Annotated in this window: 14 protein-coding genes and 1 pseudogene; 10 read left to right on the forward strand and 5 right to left on the reverse strand. The window is 61.1% G+C overall.

From position 1 onward, the window contains the following. Positions 1-58: 58 nt before the first annotated feature. Both fabI and GR197_RS12390 read left to right on the forward strand, forming a co-directional pair. The gene (fabI, locus tag GR197_RS12385; RefSeq protein ID WP_164009798.1) at positions 59-877 is read left to right on the forward strand and encodes an enoyl-ACP reductase FabI; all 819 of its coding nucleotides are present in this window, start codon (positions 59-61) and stop codon (positions 875-877) included. A gap of 22 nt (positions 878-899) precedes the next feature. Then, positions 900-1,490 (forward strand): histidine phosphatase family protein, encoded by a 591-nt coding sequence (locus tag GR197_RS12390; RefSeq protein WP_164009800.1) that lies wholly within the window; start codon positions 900-902, stop codon positions 1,488-1,490. 12 nt (positions 1,491-1,502) lie between these two features. Here the strand turns inward: GR197_RS12390 and GR197_RS12395 are convergent. Further along, positions 1,503-1,744 (reverse strand): annotated as a pseudogene (locus tag GR197_RS12395) (DUF1902 domain-containing protein). 8 nt (positions 1,745-1,752) lie between these two features. Next, positions 1,753-2,013, reverse strand: coding sequence for a DUF1344 domain-containing protein (locus GR197_RS12400; RefSeq protein WP_003569889.1), 261 nt, complete (start codon positions 2,011-2,013; stop codon positions 1,753-1,755). 240 nt (positions 2,014-2,253) lie between these two features. On the opposite strand from GR197_RS12400, the gene GR197_RS12405 reads away from it, so the two are divergent. The 3 genes from GR197_RS12405 (at position 2,254) to ribB (ending at position 7,793) form a co-directional block, all read left to right on the forward strand. Beyond that, a complete protein-coding gene (locus tag GR197_RS12405) occupies positions 2,254-5,427 on the forward strand; it encodes a bifunctional diguanylate cyclase/phosphodiesterase (RefSeq protein WP_164009802.1) in 3,174 nt (1,057 codons plus the stop codon). Positions 5,428-5,579: 152 nt separating this feature from the next. After that, on the forward strand, positions 5,580-6,677 hold the full coding sequence (gene aroC, locus GR197_RS12410; RefSeq protein WP_164009804.1) for a chorismate synthase: 1,098 nt from the start codon (positions 5,580-5,582) through the stop codon (positions 6,675-6,677). Between the two features lie 12 nt (positions 6,678-6,689). Continuing rightward, positions 6,690-7,793, forward strand: a complete 1,104-nt coding sequence (gene ribB / locus GR197_RS12415) for a 3,4-dihydroxy-2-butanone-4-phosphate synthase (RefSeq protein ID WP_164009806.1) — start codon at positions 6,690-6,692, stop codon at positions 7,791-7,793. Positions 7,794-8,015: 222 nt separating this feature from the next. On the opposite strand, the gene GR197_RS12420 is transcribed toward ribB, so the two are convergent. Continuing rightward, the gene (locus tag GR197_RS12420; RefSeq protein ID WP_164009808.1) at positions 8,016-9,206 is read right to left on the reverse strand and encodes a winged helix-turn-helix domain-containing protein; all 1,191 of its coding nucleotides are present in this window, start codon (positions 9,204-9,206) and stop codon (positions 8,016-8,018) included. A 347-nt stretch (positions 9,207-9,553) separates the two neighbouring features. On the opposite strand from GR197_RS12420, the gene GR197_RS12425 reads away from it, so the two are divergent. The 4 genes from GR197_RS12425 (at position 9,554) to GR197_RS12440 (ending at position 11,747) form a co-directional block, all read left to right on the forward strand. Next, positions 9,554-10,228: an energy-coupling factor ABC transporter ATP-binding protein gene (locus GR197_RS12425; protein ID WP_164009810.1), complete on the forward strand. Its 675-nt coding sequence runs from the start codon at positions 9,554-9,556 to the stop codon at positions 10,226-10,228. Next, positions 10,228-10,836 carry an energy-coupling factor transporter transmembrane component T family protein gene (locus tag GR197_RS12430; protein WP_164009812.1) on the forward strand — a complete coding sequence of 203 codons (609 nt, stop codon included), beginning with the start codon at positions 10,228-10,230 and terminating at the stop codon, positions 10,834-10,836. The genes GR197_RS12425 and GR197_RS12430 overlap by 1 nt, the downstream gene beginning before the upstream one ends. A 24-nt stretch (positions 10,837-10,860) precedes the next feature. Then, positions 10,861-11,424, forward strand: a complete 564-nt coding sequence (locus GR197_RS12435; protein WP_164009814.1) for a biotin transporter BioY — start codon at positions 10,861-10,863, stop codon at positions 11,422-11,424. A 68-nt stretch (positions 11,425-11,492) separates the two neighbouring features. Beyond that, entirely contained in the window at positions 11,493-11,747 is a 255-nt protein-coding gene (locus GR197_RS12440; RefSeq protein ID WP_164009816.1) for a hypothetical protein, read from the forward strand. Positions 11,748-12,056: 309 nt separating this feature from the next. Here GR197_RS12440 and GR197_RS12445 read toward each other — a convergent pair whose 3' ends face one another. After that, positions 12,057-12,950: a LysR substrate-binding domain-containing protein gene (locus tag GR197_RS12445; protein ID WP_164009818.1), complete on the reverse strand. Its 894-nt coding sequence runs from the start codon at positions 12,948-12,950 to the stop codon at positions 12,057-12,059. A gap of 215 nt (positions 12,951-13,165) precedes the next feature. Here GR197_RS12445 and GR197_RS12450 point away from each other — a divergent pair, with 215 nt between their 5' ends. Continuing rightward, positions 13,166-13,552, forward strand: a complete 387-nt coding sequence (locus tag GR197_RS12450; protein ID WP_164009820.1) for an ectoine synthase — start codon at positions 13,166-13,168, stop codon at positions 13,550-13,552. A gap of 73 nt (positions 13,553-13,625) precedes the next feature. Here GR197_RS12450 and GR197_RS12455 read toward each other — a convergent pair whose 3' ends face one another. After that, positions 13,626-14,729, reverse strand: a complete 1,104-nt coding sequence (locus GR197_RS12455) for a LuxR C-terminal-related transcriptional regulator (protein ID WP_164009822.1) — start codon at positions 14,727-14,729, stop codon at positions 13,626-13,628. Between the last annotated feature and the right edge of the window lie 83 nt (positions 14,730-14,812).

Here is a 14,812-nt window from a genome sequence, read left to right on the forward strand (position 1 = left end):
AACCGATTAGCGGCCTATGCCATAGGCAGGATCAATCAGAATTCCTAGGGAGCGAAATATGGCTCAAGCATCCGGCCTCATGGCAGGCAAACGCGGCGTCATCATGGGTGTCGCCAACAATCGTTCGATTGCGTGGGGTATTGCCAAGGCCATTCATGCGCACGGCGGAGAAGTCGCGCTCACCTACCAGGGCGATGCGCTGAAGAAGCGCGTCGAGCCGCTCGCCGCCGAAATCGGCGCGACGCTCGTCGGCCACTGTGACGTTGCCGACGAAGCCACGATCGACGCCGTTTTCGAAAACGTCGAAAAGCTCTGGGGCAAGATCGATTTCCTTGTGCATGCGATCGGCTTCTCCGACAAGGACGAACTGACCGGCCGTTACGTCGACACCTCGGCCGACAACTTCGCCAAGACGATGCAGATCTCCGTCTATTCCTTCACCTCGGTCGCACGCCGCGCCGAGAAGCTGATGACGGATGGCGGCGCCATGCTGACGCTGACCTATTACGGCGCCGAAAAGGTGATGCCGAACTATAACGTCATGGGCGTCGCCAAGGCCGCGCTCGAAGCGAGCGTCAAATATCTGGCCGTCGACCTCGGGCCGCAGAACATTCGCGTCAACGCCGTCTCGGCCGGCCCGATCAAAACGCTCGCCGCCTCCGGCATTGGCGATTTCCGCTATATTCTAAAGTGGAACGAATACAACGCGCCGCTGCGCCGGACCGTCACCATCGAGGAAGTCGGCGATGTCGGCCTCTATCTCCTGTCGGACCTGTCGCGTTCCGTCACCGGCGAAGTGCACCATGCCGATAGCGGTTATCATGTCATCGGCATGAAGGCGGTCGACGCGCCCGACATTTCCGTCATCAAGGACTAAAGCATTTCCGGAGCCGAGACCCGTGCTTATCTACGTGATCAGACACGGCCAGACTGCCTGGAATGCCGAGCGTCGCCTGCAGGGTCAGAAGGACGTTCCGATGAATGCCACGGGCCTGGAACAGGCCCGGCAGAACGGCATCGCGCTTGCCGGGATTGTCGGCGACACCGTCGATGAATTCGATTTCGTCGCAAGCCCGCTCGGCCGCACCCGCGCGACGATGGAAATCATGCGCACCGCCATGGGCCTGTCGCCGCTAGCCTATCGCACCGATCCGCGGCTGGTGGAGATTTCCTTCGGCGACTGGGAGGGCTCGACGCTCAAGGAGCTGAAGGCGACGCAGCGCGAGCGGGTGGCCGAACGCAACGCCTCGAAATGGGATTTCATCCCGCCCGGCAATGACGCGGAGAGCTACGAGATCCTCTCCTGGCGGACCGGCTCATGGCTGCAATCCGTCGATCGCCCGACCGTCTGCGTCACCCATGGCGGCGTCATCCGCACGCTGTTCCAGATGATTTCCGACCTGCCGAAGAGCAGCGCTGCCGAAGGCGCAATCCCTCAGGACCGGATCGCCAAGATCGACACCGCCGAGCGGACGATCGTCTGGCTGTAGCCGGCCCTGCGCTCAGTAAATTGGATTGCGAATAAGAACGAGCCGTTCGGCCATGATGTGGACGGGGATTTCCGGCAGGGTCGAGGTAAAACCGTTCAGCTCAAAAAGGTCGGTTATCGCTGCGACGACCTTAGGCTCGAGGGCTTTGAAGGTGCCTGCCTCGATCGCCAGCCCTTCGATATCGTTGCTGCTGGCAACCCAAACGCCAGCCTCTTCATCCCAACCGCGCGCACTATGATTGAGGCGTGCTCCATTGGCCCGCCTACTTGACGATATCGAGATCGTTGATAACCCGCTTGCCGTCGACCTCGGTGTAGAAGACGATCACCTTCACGCCGGCTTCCAGGCCATCGAAATTGAATTCCTCGGGCGCCTGATAGGTTTTGCCGTCATCGAGCGTCAGCACGAGATTGGCGGTGTCGACCTTCTTGATCGTCGCCTCGACATCGGCGCTCTCGGCAAAACCGCTCATCGGCGACAGGAAACTTGCTGTTGCCAAAAGCGTGGCGACGACGAAACGCATGGCGACAATCCTTTTCAAACACTGCACGAGAACATGACTGGCCACAGATAGCCTCCTGAATATGGCGAAAATTGCCCGTAAGAATGGCTTTTCCCGCCTAATTGATGAATAGGATTTTAAATATAATCAAGATGCCGCGTTAACCGCGGTTTTCCCTTCCCATGATTTTTGGCATCGCCTGCGAGCAATCGTAAATTAACCCCCGCCCCCTACAGTTGCCCGGACGATGGGGGTTTCATTTTGCTATCCAGGCTGAGCGACAACAAGCAGTTGCGGCGCGTGTTGAGGAATACCCGCGTCTCGTTCCTGGTTTCATCGCTTGTCGCACTTGTCGTCATCATGGTCGGCTTCGGCCTCGACCGCGCCAATACTCAATCTTATGCGCGCGAACTTCATATCCGCACCGAAAGCGAGGCAAACCTCATCCGCGCCCGGGTGATGGCTGAGATCAATATGGACCTCAGCATGGTCCGCGACCTTACCAATCTGATCTCCGTCAGCGCCGCAAACGGAGAGGAGATGGAGCGACAGATCAACTGGCTGCTGATCCAGAATCCGTCCTTCATTCACATTGCGGTCGCACCGGATTTCATCATCGACAACCTCTATCCTAGGCTACCCGGCAATGGGGAGATCGGCCGCGACGTGCGCGCAACGCTGTTTTCACGCCAGGCAATGACGCCGGCGGCCGGCGATCAGTCGGCGCGCTTCTATGGCCCTGTCAGCACCGACGGCCGGGACGGCTTTGCCATATTCTTCCCGGTTTTTGTCAAGGAAAACGGCCAACGGCGGCTCTGGGGGGCGGTCGAACTCGTCATCGACCAGCAGATGTTCTACGAGGCGACCGGGCTGATGCCGGCGCGCGACCGCGAGAACCGGGAACGCTTTCCGCATCTCAACCATCTTTCGATCGCCATCCGGGATATCGGCTCGCCGGCGAGGGCCACGACAACCGCGCCCTTTTTCGGGTCGTCCGAGATCGACGACAAGGATCCGATGCGCCAGAAGATCGGCTTTGCCGGCGGCAAGTGGGAACTCTCCGTCGTCCCGAACAGCGGCTGGGACGCGATACCGGAAAACCGAACGGAGCTGCGCCTGATCGTCGCTGCCGCCGGCTGCATCATCATCATCCCGATCTTCTTCGCCACACTCCTGCTCGGCGAGCGCAATCGCAACATCACCGAGCTGGAGACGCGCGAGGCGAAACTCAAGGAACTGTCGCAGCGGCTGAATCTGGCGCTGGAATCCTCGAATATTGGCATCTGGGAGCTGCAGGATCATACGAGCAGCCTGCTCTGGGATGCGCGCGCCGCAGCACTGCACGGCAAGCCGGCGCAGGAAGGAAGCCGGGCGCTCGACGAATGGCTGGCGGCGATCCTGCCCGAAGACCGAGACACCGCCGAAGTGCATTTCTTCAGCTGCAGCATCGCCGGCGCTGCCTGCACGGCGCAGTACCGCATCCTGCTTGCCGATGGCGGCATCCGGCACCTGCGCTCGGTCGGGGCCTTTTATACGGATGCCGGCGGCGTCAGCAAGACGATCGGCATCGTCTGGGACGTGACCGCCGATGCGGTGACCACCGACATGCTGCGCAAGGCCAAGGACACGAGCGAGGTCAAGAACGCCGAGCTGGAGCTGGCGCTTGAAGAGCTTTCCAGCCGCGAGGGGCAGCTCGCCGAGCTGTCGAGCCGGCTCGACCTGGCGCTCAATTCCTACCAATGCGGCATTTGGGAAGCGCGGCCCCACCGGGGCGGCTCGATCTGGAACGAGCGGATGCACGAACTCTATGGGCTTGCGCCGCGCAACGGCTTCATGACCGAGGAGATCTGGCTTTCGCGCATCCATCCCGAGGATCGGGCTCTGGCGCTCGAAAGCGCACGCCACTTCAAGAAAAACGGCGATACGCACACCCTCGTCTGCCGGGTGATCGTCGACGACGGCTCGGTGCGCTACGTGCGCTCGGTCGGCAAGGTCCACCAGACGGGGACCGGCGAGATGAAGATCATGGGCATCGCCTTCGACGCCACCGAAGACGTGCTGATGACGATCCGGCTGAAGGCGGCCAAGGACGAGGCGGTCGCCAAGAATATCGAGCTCGAGCTTGTCAAGAACCGGATCGAGCACAATTCGCTGCACGACCCGCTGACCGCACTCGCCAATCGCCGCAAGCTCGACATCGCACTGGAAGAACTGACCAATGACGGCCGCCGGCAACGGCAGAAATTCTCGATCCTGCACATCGACCTCGACCGCTTCAAGGACATCAACGACACGCTCGGCCATGCCGCCGGCGATGCGATGCTGGTGCATGCCTCGAAGGTGCTCGCCAAAAATGTCCGCGGCAGCGACATCGTCGCGCGCATCGGTGGCGACGAATTCGTCATCCTTGCGCTTGAGGTCGGCGACAAGGAGATGGCGCAGCTTTCGACCCGGATTATCGAGGAGATGCGCCAGCCGATCGATTTCCAGGGTTTTTCCTGCCGCTGCGGCGTGTCGATCGGCGTGGCGCTCGCCAACGGCATTCATGTCGATGCGCGCAAGGTGCTGATCAACGCCGATATCGCGCTCTACCGCGCCAAGAGCATGGGCCGCAACCGCTTCGAATTCTTCAACCACAATCTCCAGGCCGATATCATCAACACCAAGCGCACCGCCGACGAGATCCTCGCCGGCATCGACAATGGCGAATTCACCGCCTGGTATCAGCCGCAATTCTGCGCCCGGACGATGGAGCTGACGGGTGTGGAGGCGCTGGTGCGCTGGAACCATCCGGCCAAGGGCTGGCTCGCGCCCGACAAGTTCCTGCGCATTGCCGATGAGATCAATGTCGTGCAGATGCTCGACCGGATCGTGCTGGAAACGGCGCTGCGCGACAAGATGCGCTGGACGGCGCTGGGTATTGCCGTGCCCAAGGTCTCGGTCAATGTCTCGGCGCGGCGGCTGCATGACGGCAGCCTGCTGGAATCGCTTGCCGATCTGCAGATCCGCCCCGGCGAAATCTCCTTCGAACTGGTGGAATCGATCTTCCTCGACGAGAGCGAGGATGTAGTTTCGCACAATCTCGAGCGCATCAAGGCGCTCGGCATCGATATCGAGATCGACGATTTCGGCACCGGCCATACCTCGATCGTCAGCCTGTTGAAGCTGAAGCCGAAGCGGCTGAAGATCGACCGCCAGCTGGTGCAGCCGATCGTCAATGCCTCGCAGGAGCGGGCGCTGGTCCGCTCGATCATCGAGATTGCCCGCTCGCTCGGCGTCGAAACGGTGGCCGAAGGGGTGGAAACGGCGGCGCATGCCGAACTGCTGCGCGATCTCGGCTGCGATATCCTGCAGGGCTACGCCTTCTCCCGGCCGCTTTCGTTCGACGATTTCACCAACGAGGCGACCGGAACGGGATGGCGGCTGGCGTCGTGAGCGCCTTCCTTTGATATGGACGGAAACAGCATTTCCGCCACCGCCGGTTTGACGCAAAGAAAGGCTTTTGCCTCGGGGTTTTTTTGGCCTATGAGTGTCGCGCCTTTTCAAGCAATGGCGCGACCGGCTTTAGCGCGCCACCGTGGGAACACATGTCGCACAATACATTCGGTCACCTCTTCCGCGTAACCACCTGGGGCGAAAGCCATGGTCCGGCGCTCGGCTGCGTCGTCGACGGCTGCCCTCCGGGGCTGCGCTTCACGCTCGCGGACCTGCAGGTCTGGCTCGACAAGCGCAAGCCCGGGCAATCCCGCTTCGTCACCCAGCGGCGCGAGGACGACCTGGTCAAGGTACTATCCGGCGTCATGCTCGACGCCGACGGCGAGACGATGACATCAACCGGCACGCCGATCTCGATGCTGATCGAAAACACCGACCAGCGCTCCAAGGATTACGGCGAGATCGCCCGGCAATATCGCCCTGGCCATGCCGATTATACCTATGACCTCAAATACGGCATTCGCGATTATCGCGGCGGCGGCCGTTCCTCGGCGCGCGAGACCGCGGCACGTGTTGCTGCCGGTGGCATCGCCCGGCTCGTCGTGCCTGGTGTCAGCGTGCGCGGCGCGCTGGTGCAGATCGGCAAGCACAAGATAAACCGCCGCAACTGGGATTGGGATCAGGTCGGGCAGAACCCGTTTTTCTCCCCCGATGCGGCGATCGTGCCGGTCTGGGAGGAATATCTCGACGGCATTCGCAAGAACGGCTCGTCGATCGGCGCGGTCGTCGAAGTGATCGCCGAAGGTGTGCCGGCCGGCCTCGGCGCGCCGATCTATGCCAAGCTCGATCAGGATATCGCCTCACTGCTGATGTCGATCAACGCCGTCAAGGGTGTCGAGATCGGCAATGGTTTTGCCGCCGCCGAAACCTCAGGCGAAGACAATGCCGACGAGATGCGCATGGGCAATGACGGCGTGCCGATCTTCCTTTCCAACAATGCCGGCGGTATTCTTGGCGGCATCTCGACCGGACAGCCGGTGGTAGCGCGTTTCGCCGTCAAGCCGACCTCGTCGATCCTGACCGAACGCCAGTCGATCGATGCCAGCGGCAAGAATGTCGACGTCCGCACCAAGGGCCGGCACGACCCCTGCGTCGGCATCCGGGCCGTGCCGATCGGCGAGGCGATGGTCGCCTGCGCCATCGCCGACCATTATCTTCGCGACCGCGGCCAGACCGGCCGCCTGAAATAGGAGTGCTCGTCCATGTCTTATGACCAGAAGCGCGTCGTCGACGCTATCCGGGCCTTCGAGGCCGGCGAGATCGTCGTCGTCATGGACGACAATGACCGCGAGAACGAGGGCGACCTGATCGTTGCCGCCGTCCATACCACGCCGGAGAAGATGGCCTTCATCGTGCGCCACACATCCGGCATCGTCTGCGCGCCGATGCCGAAGGAGGAAGCCAGGCGCCTCAACCTCAATGCCATGGTGGCGGAAAACGATTCGGCCCATACGACGGCCTTCACCGTCTCGGTCGATTTCAAGCATGGCACGACGACCGGCATTTCCGCCGACGACCGGACGCTGACGGTGCGCAACCTCGCCAATCCGAATGTCGGCGCTGCCGATTTCGTTCGTCCCGGCCACATCTTCCCGCTGGTTTCGCGCGAAGGCGGCGTGCTGATGCGCTCCGGCCATACGGAAGCCGCCGTCGACCTCTGCAAGCTCGCCGGCCTGCCGCCGATCGGCGTCATCTCGGAACTCGTCAATGACGACGGCACCGTCACGCGCGGCCCGCAGGTGGTCGATTTCGCCGAGCAGCACGGGCTGAAGCTCGTCTCCGTCGCCGATCTCATCGCCTATCGCCAGCGCAAGGAAACGCTGATCGAACTCGGCACCAGTTTCGATGTCGACACGCCGTTCGGCAAGGCCAAGGCCCATACCTATTCCCTGCCCTGGGACCCGATGCAGCATCTCGCCGTCGTCTTCGGCGATATCCGCGACGGCGTCGACATCCCGGTGCGCCTGCATCCGGAAAACGTCGCCGAGGATCTGTTCGGCAAGAACAGCCCGGTCGATTTCTACATGCAGAAGATTTCCGAGGAAGGCCGCGGCGTCATCGTCTACCTGCGCGAGGGCTCGGTCGGCGTCGGCCACCACGACAATGGCCGCAAGGCCCGCAACCAGGGCCGCGAAGCCCATGCCGAAGCCCAGACCCGCGACAGCGAATGGCTGGAAATCGGCCTCGGCGCCCAGATCCTCAAGGACCTCGGCGTCAGCTCAATCAAGCTGCTGACCAGCCGCGAACGCCACTATGTCGGCCTCGAAGGTTTCGGCATCAAGATCAGCAAGACGCAGATCTGCTGAGGGTTTCCCTCTTCTCCCCAGCGGGGAGAAGGTGGCCCGAAGGGTCGGATGAGGGGGCCGCACGGCACGACATTTATTGCCCTTCGCTTACGCTCAGCGCATTCGCGGCTTTGCCGCTCACCCCCTCATCTGCCTGCCGGCATCTTCTCCCCGCTGGGGAGAAGCCGCGTCGTGGCAACGCCTCGGTCCCACGTTGAGCAAGATTATATCGGACGACTTCGCTTACCCTCTCCACCCCTCCAGCAACACAACCTTCTCCACTCCCGCAAACCTGGCCACCCGCTCCAACTCCGCCTCCAGCCTCTCCAGCCGCCCCGCCGAAGCCTTGACACCCGGTTCCAGCCAGAGCCGCCGCACATCGAGCGTCGATTTCTTCCGATCGGCCTTCATGTCGATGCGGCCGATCAGCCGGTCGCCTTCGAGCAGCGGGAAGACGTAATAGCCATATTCGCGCTTCGGCTCGGGCACGAAAATCTCGATGCGGTAGAAGAAGCCGAACAGGCGTTCGGTGCGGTTGCGGTCGCGGATCATCGGGTCGAAGGGGCTGAGCACGCGGATGCGCGGCGGCGCCCCGGGGTAATTGTCGAGCGTCGACAGAAAATCGGCGAAAGCCCAGGAGGGGCGCGGCTTGGCGCCGAGCGCCGGTTCGATCAGCACTTCGATCAGCTCGTCGCGATGGGCTGATACCCAGGCTTTGGCTTCATCGGGCGAGACGAGGTTCCAGAAGGCTGAGATCTCGCCATGGGTGGCGAAGCCGAGGCGGGCGAGCGCGCTGCGGCAGGCCCAGTCGACAAATTCCTCGCGGCTCACCTCCGGCTCGCGGAATTCGGCCGGGATGACGCGTTCGGTCAGATCATAGATCTTCTGGAAGTTCGATCGGCCGGCGATGGCGAACTTGCCGGTGTGCCAGAAATATTCGAGCGCCGTCTTGTTCGGATGCCAGTTCCACCAGCCGCCGGAGACATGGCCGTCGGCCTTGATGTCGCGGGCGAGGATCGCGCCGTCGCGCTCGACGCGCTCATAGGTCTCCTCGAAAGCCGTCTCGAAACCCTCGCCGCGCCATTTGCGCCAGCGTTCGATGATGACCTTTTCCTGATGGCGGAACTTGTGTTTCCAATAGACGAAGAAGGCGCTCGGCAGGATCGAGGCGTCATGCGTCCAGTGCTCGAACAGCGCGCCGTCCTTTTCGAGCAGCGCAGTCAGGTGCTCGCGCCGATAGGTCTGGTTGCGGGAAAACAGGATCTGATGATGCGCCCGCTCCACCGTCTGGATGCTGTCCACCTGAACGAAACCCAGCTCGCGGATGAGCTGCAACAGGCCCTCCTTGGTCAAGGCGCGGTTCGGTGGGGCGCTGAGGCCCTGCTTGGCAAGAAAGACACGGCGGGCGTCGGAATTGGAAAGCAGATTCGTCATGGCGACATCATACTGCGGAAAATCTTCCTAGCCACCCGATATCGCTATCGGATGTCGACAGCGAGGTTTGCTCTTTGTAGAAGCACTGCTGTCAGGTTAGCGCAGTGGCTGCCCCTCACCCTAACCCTCTCCCCGTAGAAACGGGGAGAGGGGACGTGCCCTGCGAAACGTCGGCGGGGAGCGGAGAGGTTGCGGCATACCCCTTCGCCCCGTTTACGGGGGTCCGAAGGACGGGTTGAGACGAGTGGCTCAACCCAGGTGGGGTGGCGGCAGCCGGATGAGGGGCAGGTCTACGCGGATCTGCCCATGACGACGTTTTCCAGCGTCGCAGGGAGCGAGGGATTGGTTTGGATATTGTTTTCGAAGGTGCCGGGGTCAGTTTCGGGTCGCGCGTGGCGCTGGAGCCGCTGACGCTCGGCATCAGCGGCAAACGCATCGGCGTCATCGGGCTGAACGGTTCGGGCAAGACCACTTTCGCGCGGCTGATCAACGGGCTGAGCAAGCCGACGGTCGGGCGCGTCACCGTCAACGGCCGCGATACGGCCGACGAGAAGACTGTTGTGGCCGATGTCGGTTTCATCTTCCAGTCGCCGCAAAACCAGATCATCCTGCCGATCGTCAGGGACGACATCGCCTTCGGGCTGAAGCGGCGCGGCTTCACCAAGGCGGAGATCGAGACGAAGGTCGAAGCCGTGCTTGCCCGCTTCGGCGCTCAAGCGCTCGGGGGTCGCCGGGCGCACGAGCTTTCCGGCGGCGAGCTGCAGGTGGCCGCCCTCTGCTCGGTGCTGGCGACTGGGCCTGGCATTCTCATCCTCGACGAACCCACAAACCAGCTCGACCTGAAAAACCGGGCGCTGGTCGAAGGGATCATCGCCGGGCTGCCGGAAAGCGCCATCGTCATCACCCATGATCTGGAATTGATCGCCGATTTCGAGCGGGTGCTGCTGTTTCATCAAGGGCGGCTTGCCGCGGATGCGCCGGCCACCGAGGCGATCACGCGCTACAGGGAGATCGCCGCCTGATGCAATCGCTCTATGTCGAAGGCAACAGCATGATGCACCGGCTTTCGCCGCGGCTAAAGCTGCTGTCGCTTGCGGCCTTCAGTGTCGTGCTGTTCATCAGCGACAATCTTGCTCCTCTTTCCATCGCCGTGCTGATGACGGCGGTTCTCTACGGCATGGTCGGCCTGCCGTTTGCGGATGCGCTCAGGCGGCTGCGGCCGATCTTCCTGACGATCGCCGTCGTCGCGCTCTTCAACCTGATCTTCAATCCCTGGCACGAGGCGCTCGTGCCGCTGCTGCGGCTGACGGCGCTGATGCTTTTTGCCGCCACCGTGACCGCGACGACGTCGATCACCGCGTTCATCGACGAGGTGACGGCGCTTGCCCGCCCGCTGGAGCGCACCGGCTGGGTGCAGGCCGACGATATCGGCCTGGCGCTTGGGCTGGTGCTGCGCTTCGTGCCCGAGATCGTCTCGCGTTATCAGGCGATCCGCGAGGCGCACAGGGCGCGTGGGCTGAAGGTCCGGCCGGCGAGCCTGCTTGCGCCGCTGATCATCCTGACGCTCAAGGATGCGGAAAATATCGCCGCAGCGATTGACGCGCGCGGCATTCGGCGGCATGGAAGTTAACCAATTTTAACCACGGAATTCTTGATGAGCACCCGCGACCTCGTTCTCACTGCCCTCTTTGCCGCGATCATCGTGGCGCTCGGCCTGCTGCCGCCGATCCCGCTCGGCTTCATTCCGGTACCGATCACCGCCCAATCGCTTGGCGTCATGATGGCCGGCGTCGTGCTCGGCGCCCGGCGCGGCGCCATTGCCGTGATGATCGTGCTGCTGCTCGTCGCCATCGGCCTGCCGGTGCTTTCGGGCGGCCGCGGCGGCCTGGCGATCTTCGCCTCGCCGACCGCCGGCTTCCTGATCGGCTGGATCTTTGCCGCCTTCGTCACCGGCTATCTCAGCGAGCGGCTGGTCAATGACCGGCAGTCCGGCCTGGTGCAGACGGTGAGCTTCTTCCTCACCGCCATGGCCGGCGGCGTCGTCGTGCTCTACGCCTTCGGCATCACCTATCTCGCCACCGTCGCCGGTCTCGGCTTCCCGAAAGCCTTCGTCGGCTCCATGGCCTTCGTTCCCGGCGATGTGATCAAGGCCTTCGTCGCCGCCCTGCTCGGCCGCGCCGTCATGGTCGGTTATCCCCTGCTGCCGGCGCGCGCGTAAGGCGTAGGCCACTCTATCGCAAGTGTAACAATGGCTGCCTTCGGTTCGAAGGCGGCCATTTTCCGTTGATGGCTGCGTTCAACATCGATTGCGTCATCGGCATTAACTCCGAGGAGCGACGGGAAAGCTGCGGGGGAGTATCGGAACGTCTGGCGTTCCTGTCTGTTGCCGTCTCTCACGGCTTGGGTAAAAGGCAACAAAAAACCGCCTTGAGGCGGTCGGGCATTCTATCGATTTCTGTTTATCTAGTCTCCACCTCCACCATCTCCCCCTCCTCCGTCACCACCGTCACAGGCGCCACCGTGGCAGTCGCCGCCATGTGAAAAGTCGCCCCCATCTCCACCGCCGTCGCCAGAACTACCCGGCTTGTGGCTATTGGCTGAGATCCCGACACAAAACAGGATGAAGCAGATGATGAGCAGGCCATTCGAGAACAGTGTTTCCAATCAGTTTCCTTTCGTTCGTTTCAGGAAATCTCGTTTCCTGATTAAAATAGTAGATTACTATTTCGATCGCGGCAATGGCTCCAATATGAAACTTTCATGACAGGCTGAAGCCCTCTCCCTTCAAACAGTCTCGCGCTCTGCGTTGCCAAATTACAGCGCAGAGTATTCCCGGATTGTTGTCGTCACTTATTCAATGATCGGCGGACCAGCGGATCGGCATTCCTGCATGAACCACTCGGTGAAACGGCGCACCGGCTTTTTCGCCCAGGAACTGGTGATCAGGTAATATCCTTGGGTCTCTGCCGTCGCGATATCAGAAAGCACGACGAGGTCGCCGCGATCGATCTCTCGCCGAAACACTTCGACCGGGCATAATGCCACCCCATGCCCGGCGATCACCGCCGTCGCTAGAATGTTGAAGTCCTGAAATATCGGCCCCCGAACCGGCACGGGCGCCCTTATATCAGTCTTTCGAAACCATTCTCTCCAGCCATCGGCGGATTCGTCGTGCAGCAGGTCGGCTGCTGCAAAGGGTACGCTGCCGACAGCCCAATTCCGCTTGGCCAGATAATGAACGCTCGCCACCGGCTGGTTGCGGCGGGAGAAAAGCAGGCGGCTCTCCCGCCCGCCCGACAGGTCTTCTCCCATGGTAATCAGAACATCCAGGCTTTCGTCATCGAAGCGCTCTTCCGCTTTTGCATAGACGATCCTGACGTCGAGGTCGGGATCGCTCTCCCGGAAAGACGGAAGCGCCGGAACCAGCCAGCGCGACGCGATCGAAGGAATGCATCCGACGGTGATCGAACGCATATTGTGGTCTCTGCGCATGTTGCCCGTGGCGTGAGCGATCGCTGCCAATGAACCCGAGACGGCCAGATAATATTCGCTGCCCGCCGGGGTCAGCGCAACGCCGCGCCCGGATTTTTGAAGCAGCTTGCGCCCGAGCCACGCCTCCAGATGTTTGAGCTGATGACTGATCGCCGCATGGGTCACATGCAGTTCGTCTCCGGCCTTTGACAGACTCATGAGCCGGGCGGTCGCTTCGAATGCTCTCAAGGCATTCAGGGGCGGCAGCTGCATATGTTCAAATTCCTCATATGACAGACCGGGTTCATCATCCGCTGGAAATGTCAAAGCCTATCTATATCTTGTTCGCGATGCGTCGAATTCAAACATGGCATGTAATTTATTCTAACATATTTCTCAATTTTGATCATTTGAAGCAAGCATGGATTCCAGTGCCTAATGGATCATGGAGATCAGAAACATCTCCGTCATTCGCGAGAGGAAAGAACATGTTTGTGAGAAGCCTGAAACAAGTGGAGCAGACCGAGCGCTTCGTCGATTGGGGCAATGGCACAAGCCATCGCCTGCTGACCAACGATGACGGGATGGGATTTACGGTCTGCCACACTGTCGTCCGCGCCAACACGCAAGCCCTGCTGCAGTACCGCAACCACCTGGAGGCCTGCTATTGCATCCAGGGCGAAGGCGAGGTCGAGGATATGGACGGAAACGTCTTTCCGATCCGCGTCGGCGACATCTACGTCCTCGATCAACATGACCGTCACTATTTGCGGGGCGGCAAGGACAAGGACCTCATTCTCGTCAGCGTCTTCAACCCGCCCCTGAAAGGGACGGAACGTCACGATCTGAACAACGGAAGCGGTTCCGAATACTAAGGCGAAATGAACCGCTCCTCCGGGGCAAAAACCCGTAGCGCCGGTCGAGCGACTCTGCTTTGGCCAGTGCCATTCAACGCATCAACAGCGACACCAGGCCGGCCTGGGAGTTGACCCCGAGCTTGGAATAGATGTTTCTCAGATGGGTTCTGACCGTCTCGTAGCTGATATCGTCGGCTACAGCCACTTCCCTGGCCGAATGGCCCGAGGCGATGCTCGATGCGATCCGGACTTCCGTTGCCGTCAGTTTGTAAAGCTGCATCAGCAAATCGCGCCGTTCACTCAGCGGTGTCGCCATCATCGGCTCGGCGATGAGAGCCACGGTCGGCCCCTCCAGAAACTCGGTGAAGGCATCGGACTGAAGCCGGACGAGGGTGATGCGATAATTGTCCTGGTTCCTGCCCTTGACGATTGCCGTGTGCGGTTTTGTCTGCATACCGTTCCTGGAGGTCAGGAAGTCGAGAACGGCGGCCGACTTCTGGCAATGAAGCTGGAGCTTGTCATCCGCGGTGATCCGCACCGGCAGACCGGCTTCCACCAAGGCCTCCGCGCTCTTATTCCGGCAGCGGACTTTCCCTTGCTCCGAAATATAGATCAAGCCGACCCCGATGCTGTCGAACAGGGTTTGGCTTGCGTGTTCGTGCGGCGCGAACAAATCCCGTTTGCGAATGAAATCGAACGCCCTCTTCAGATGCGGCGCGAGGATCGTGTACCGTTCGGCTGCCTCCCTGTTAAGATCGGGGTCGGCCGAAGATGTCGAGGTCGACAGAATGAAGGTACGGGTTTCCTCGCGAATGATGGAAACACCCACACTCGTTTCGCATCCGGCCTGCCGCTTCAGCCAATCATTATAAAATTCCGATTTGATCAGCTCTTCGCGCGGAAAGATCTCGTCGCCGCACAGGCCCTGACCGACGGGCACGAGACCCAATCTCGGGATCCAAGGATTGACTGCGGCGAAGTGGCTGCTGAACTCATCAACCTCGGCCTGCGAGAAGCCCGACATGAAGGGAACATGGGCAACGGACGAGGTCAGATCGTGGTAGTGCAGCGCGGCCTTGCCGCCCGGCGACGTTTGCGCAACACAATCGAGGAAATCCTGCCAGCTGCACTCGCCGAAGAGACTTCCATAAATCAAATCCGTCAAATGAGATGAAACGTCAGTCGATTGAACCATGATCGATTTTCAACATCGGCGAATGAAAGCATCTTCGAATAATCAATAGCGTTGAATTCGGAAATGCAACGGAATTCGCATGT

It is taken from the genome of Rhizobium phaseoli (assembly GCF_010668805.1).
Lineage (GTDB): Bacteria > Pseudomonadota > Alphaproteobacteria > Rhizobiales > Rhizobiaceae > Rhizobium > Rhizobium phaseoli_A.

What these genes read in the sequence shown, in the direction of transcription:
- GR197_RS12455 (WP_164009822.1), bottom strand. Translation starts at nt 14,729, where the DNA reads ATGGTTCAATCGACTGACGTTTCATCTCATTTGACGGATTTGATTTAT.
- GR197_RS12420 (WP_164009808.1), bottom strand. Translation starts at nt 9,206, where the DNA reads ATGACGAATCTGCTTTCCAATTCCGACGCCCGCCGTGTCTTTCTTGCC.
- aroC (WP_164009804.1), top strand. Translation starts at nt 5,580, where the DNA reads ATGTCGCACAATACATTCGGTCACCTCTTCCGCGTAACCACCTGGGGC.
- ribB (WP_164009806.1), top strand. Translation starts at nt 6,690, where the DNA reads ATGTCTTATGACCAGAAGCGCGTCGTCGACGCTATCCGGGCCTTCGAG.
- GR197_RS12450 (WP_164009820.1), top strand. Translation starts at nt 13,166, where the DNA reads ATGTTTGTGAGAAGCCTGAAACAAGTGGAGCAGACCGAGCGCTTCGTC.
- GR197_RS12430 (WP_164009812.1), top strand. Translation starts at nt 10,228, where the DNA reads ATGCAATCGCTCTATGTCGAAGGCAACAGCATGATGCACCGGCTTTCG.
- fabI (WP_164009798.1), top strand. Translation starts at nt 59, where the DNA reads ATGGCTCAAGCATCCGGCCTCATGGCAGGCAAACGCGGCGTCATCATG.
- GR197_RS12440 (WP_164009816.1), top strand. Translation starts at nt 11,493, where the DNA reads ATGGCTGCGTTCAACATCGATTGCGTCATCGGCATTAACTCCGAGGAG.
- GR197_RS12445 (WP_164009818.1), bottom strand. Translation starts at nt 12,950, where the DNA reads ATGCAGCTGCCGCCCCTGAATGCCTTGAGAGCATTCGAAGCGACCGCC.
- GR197_RS12400 (WP_003569889.1), bottom strand. Translation starts at nt 2,013, where the DNA reads ATGCGTTTCGTCGTCGCCACGCTTTTGGCAACAGCAAGTTTCCTGTCG.
- GR197_RS12435 (WP_164009814.1), top strand. Translation starts at nt 10,861, where the DNA reads ATGAGCACCCGCGACCTCGTTCTCACTGCCCTCTTTGCCGCGATCATC.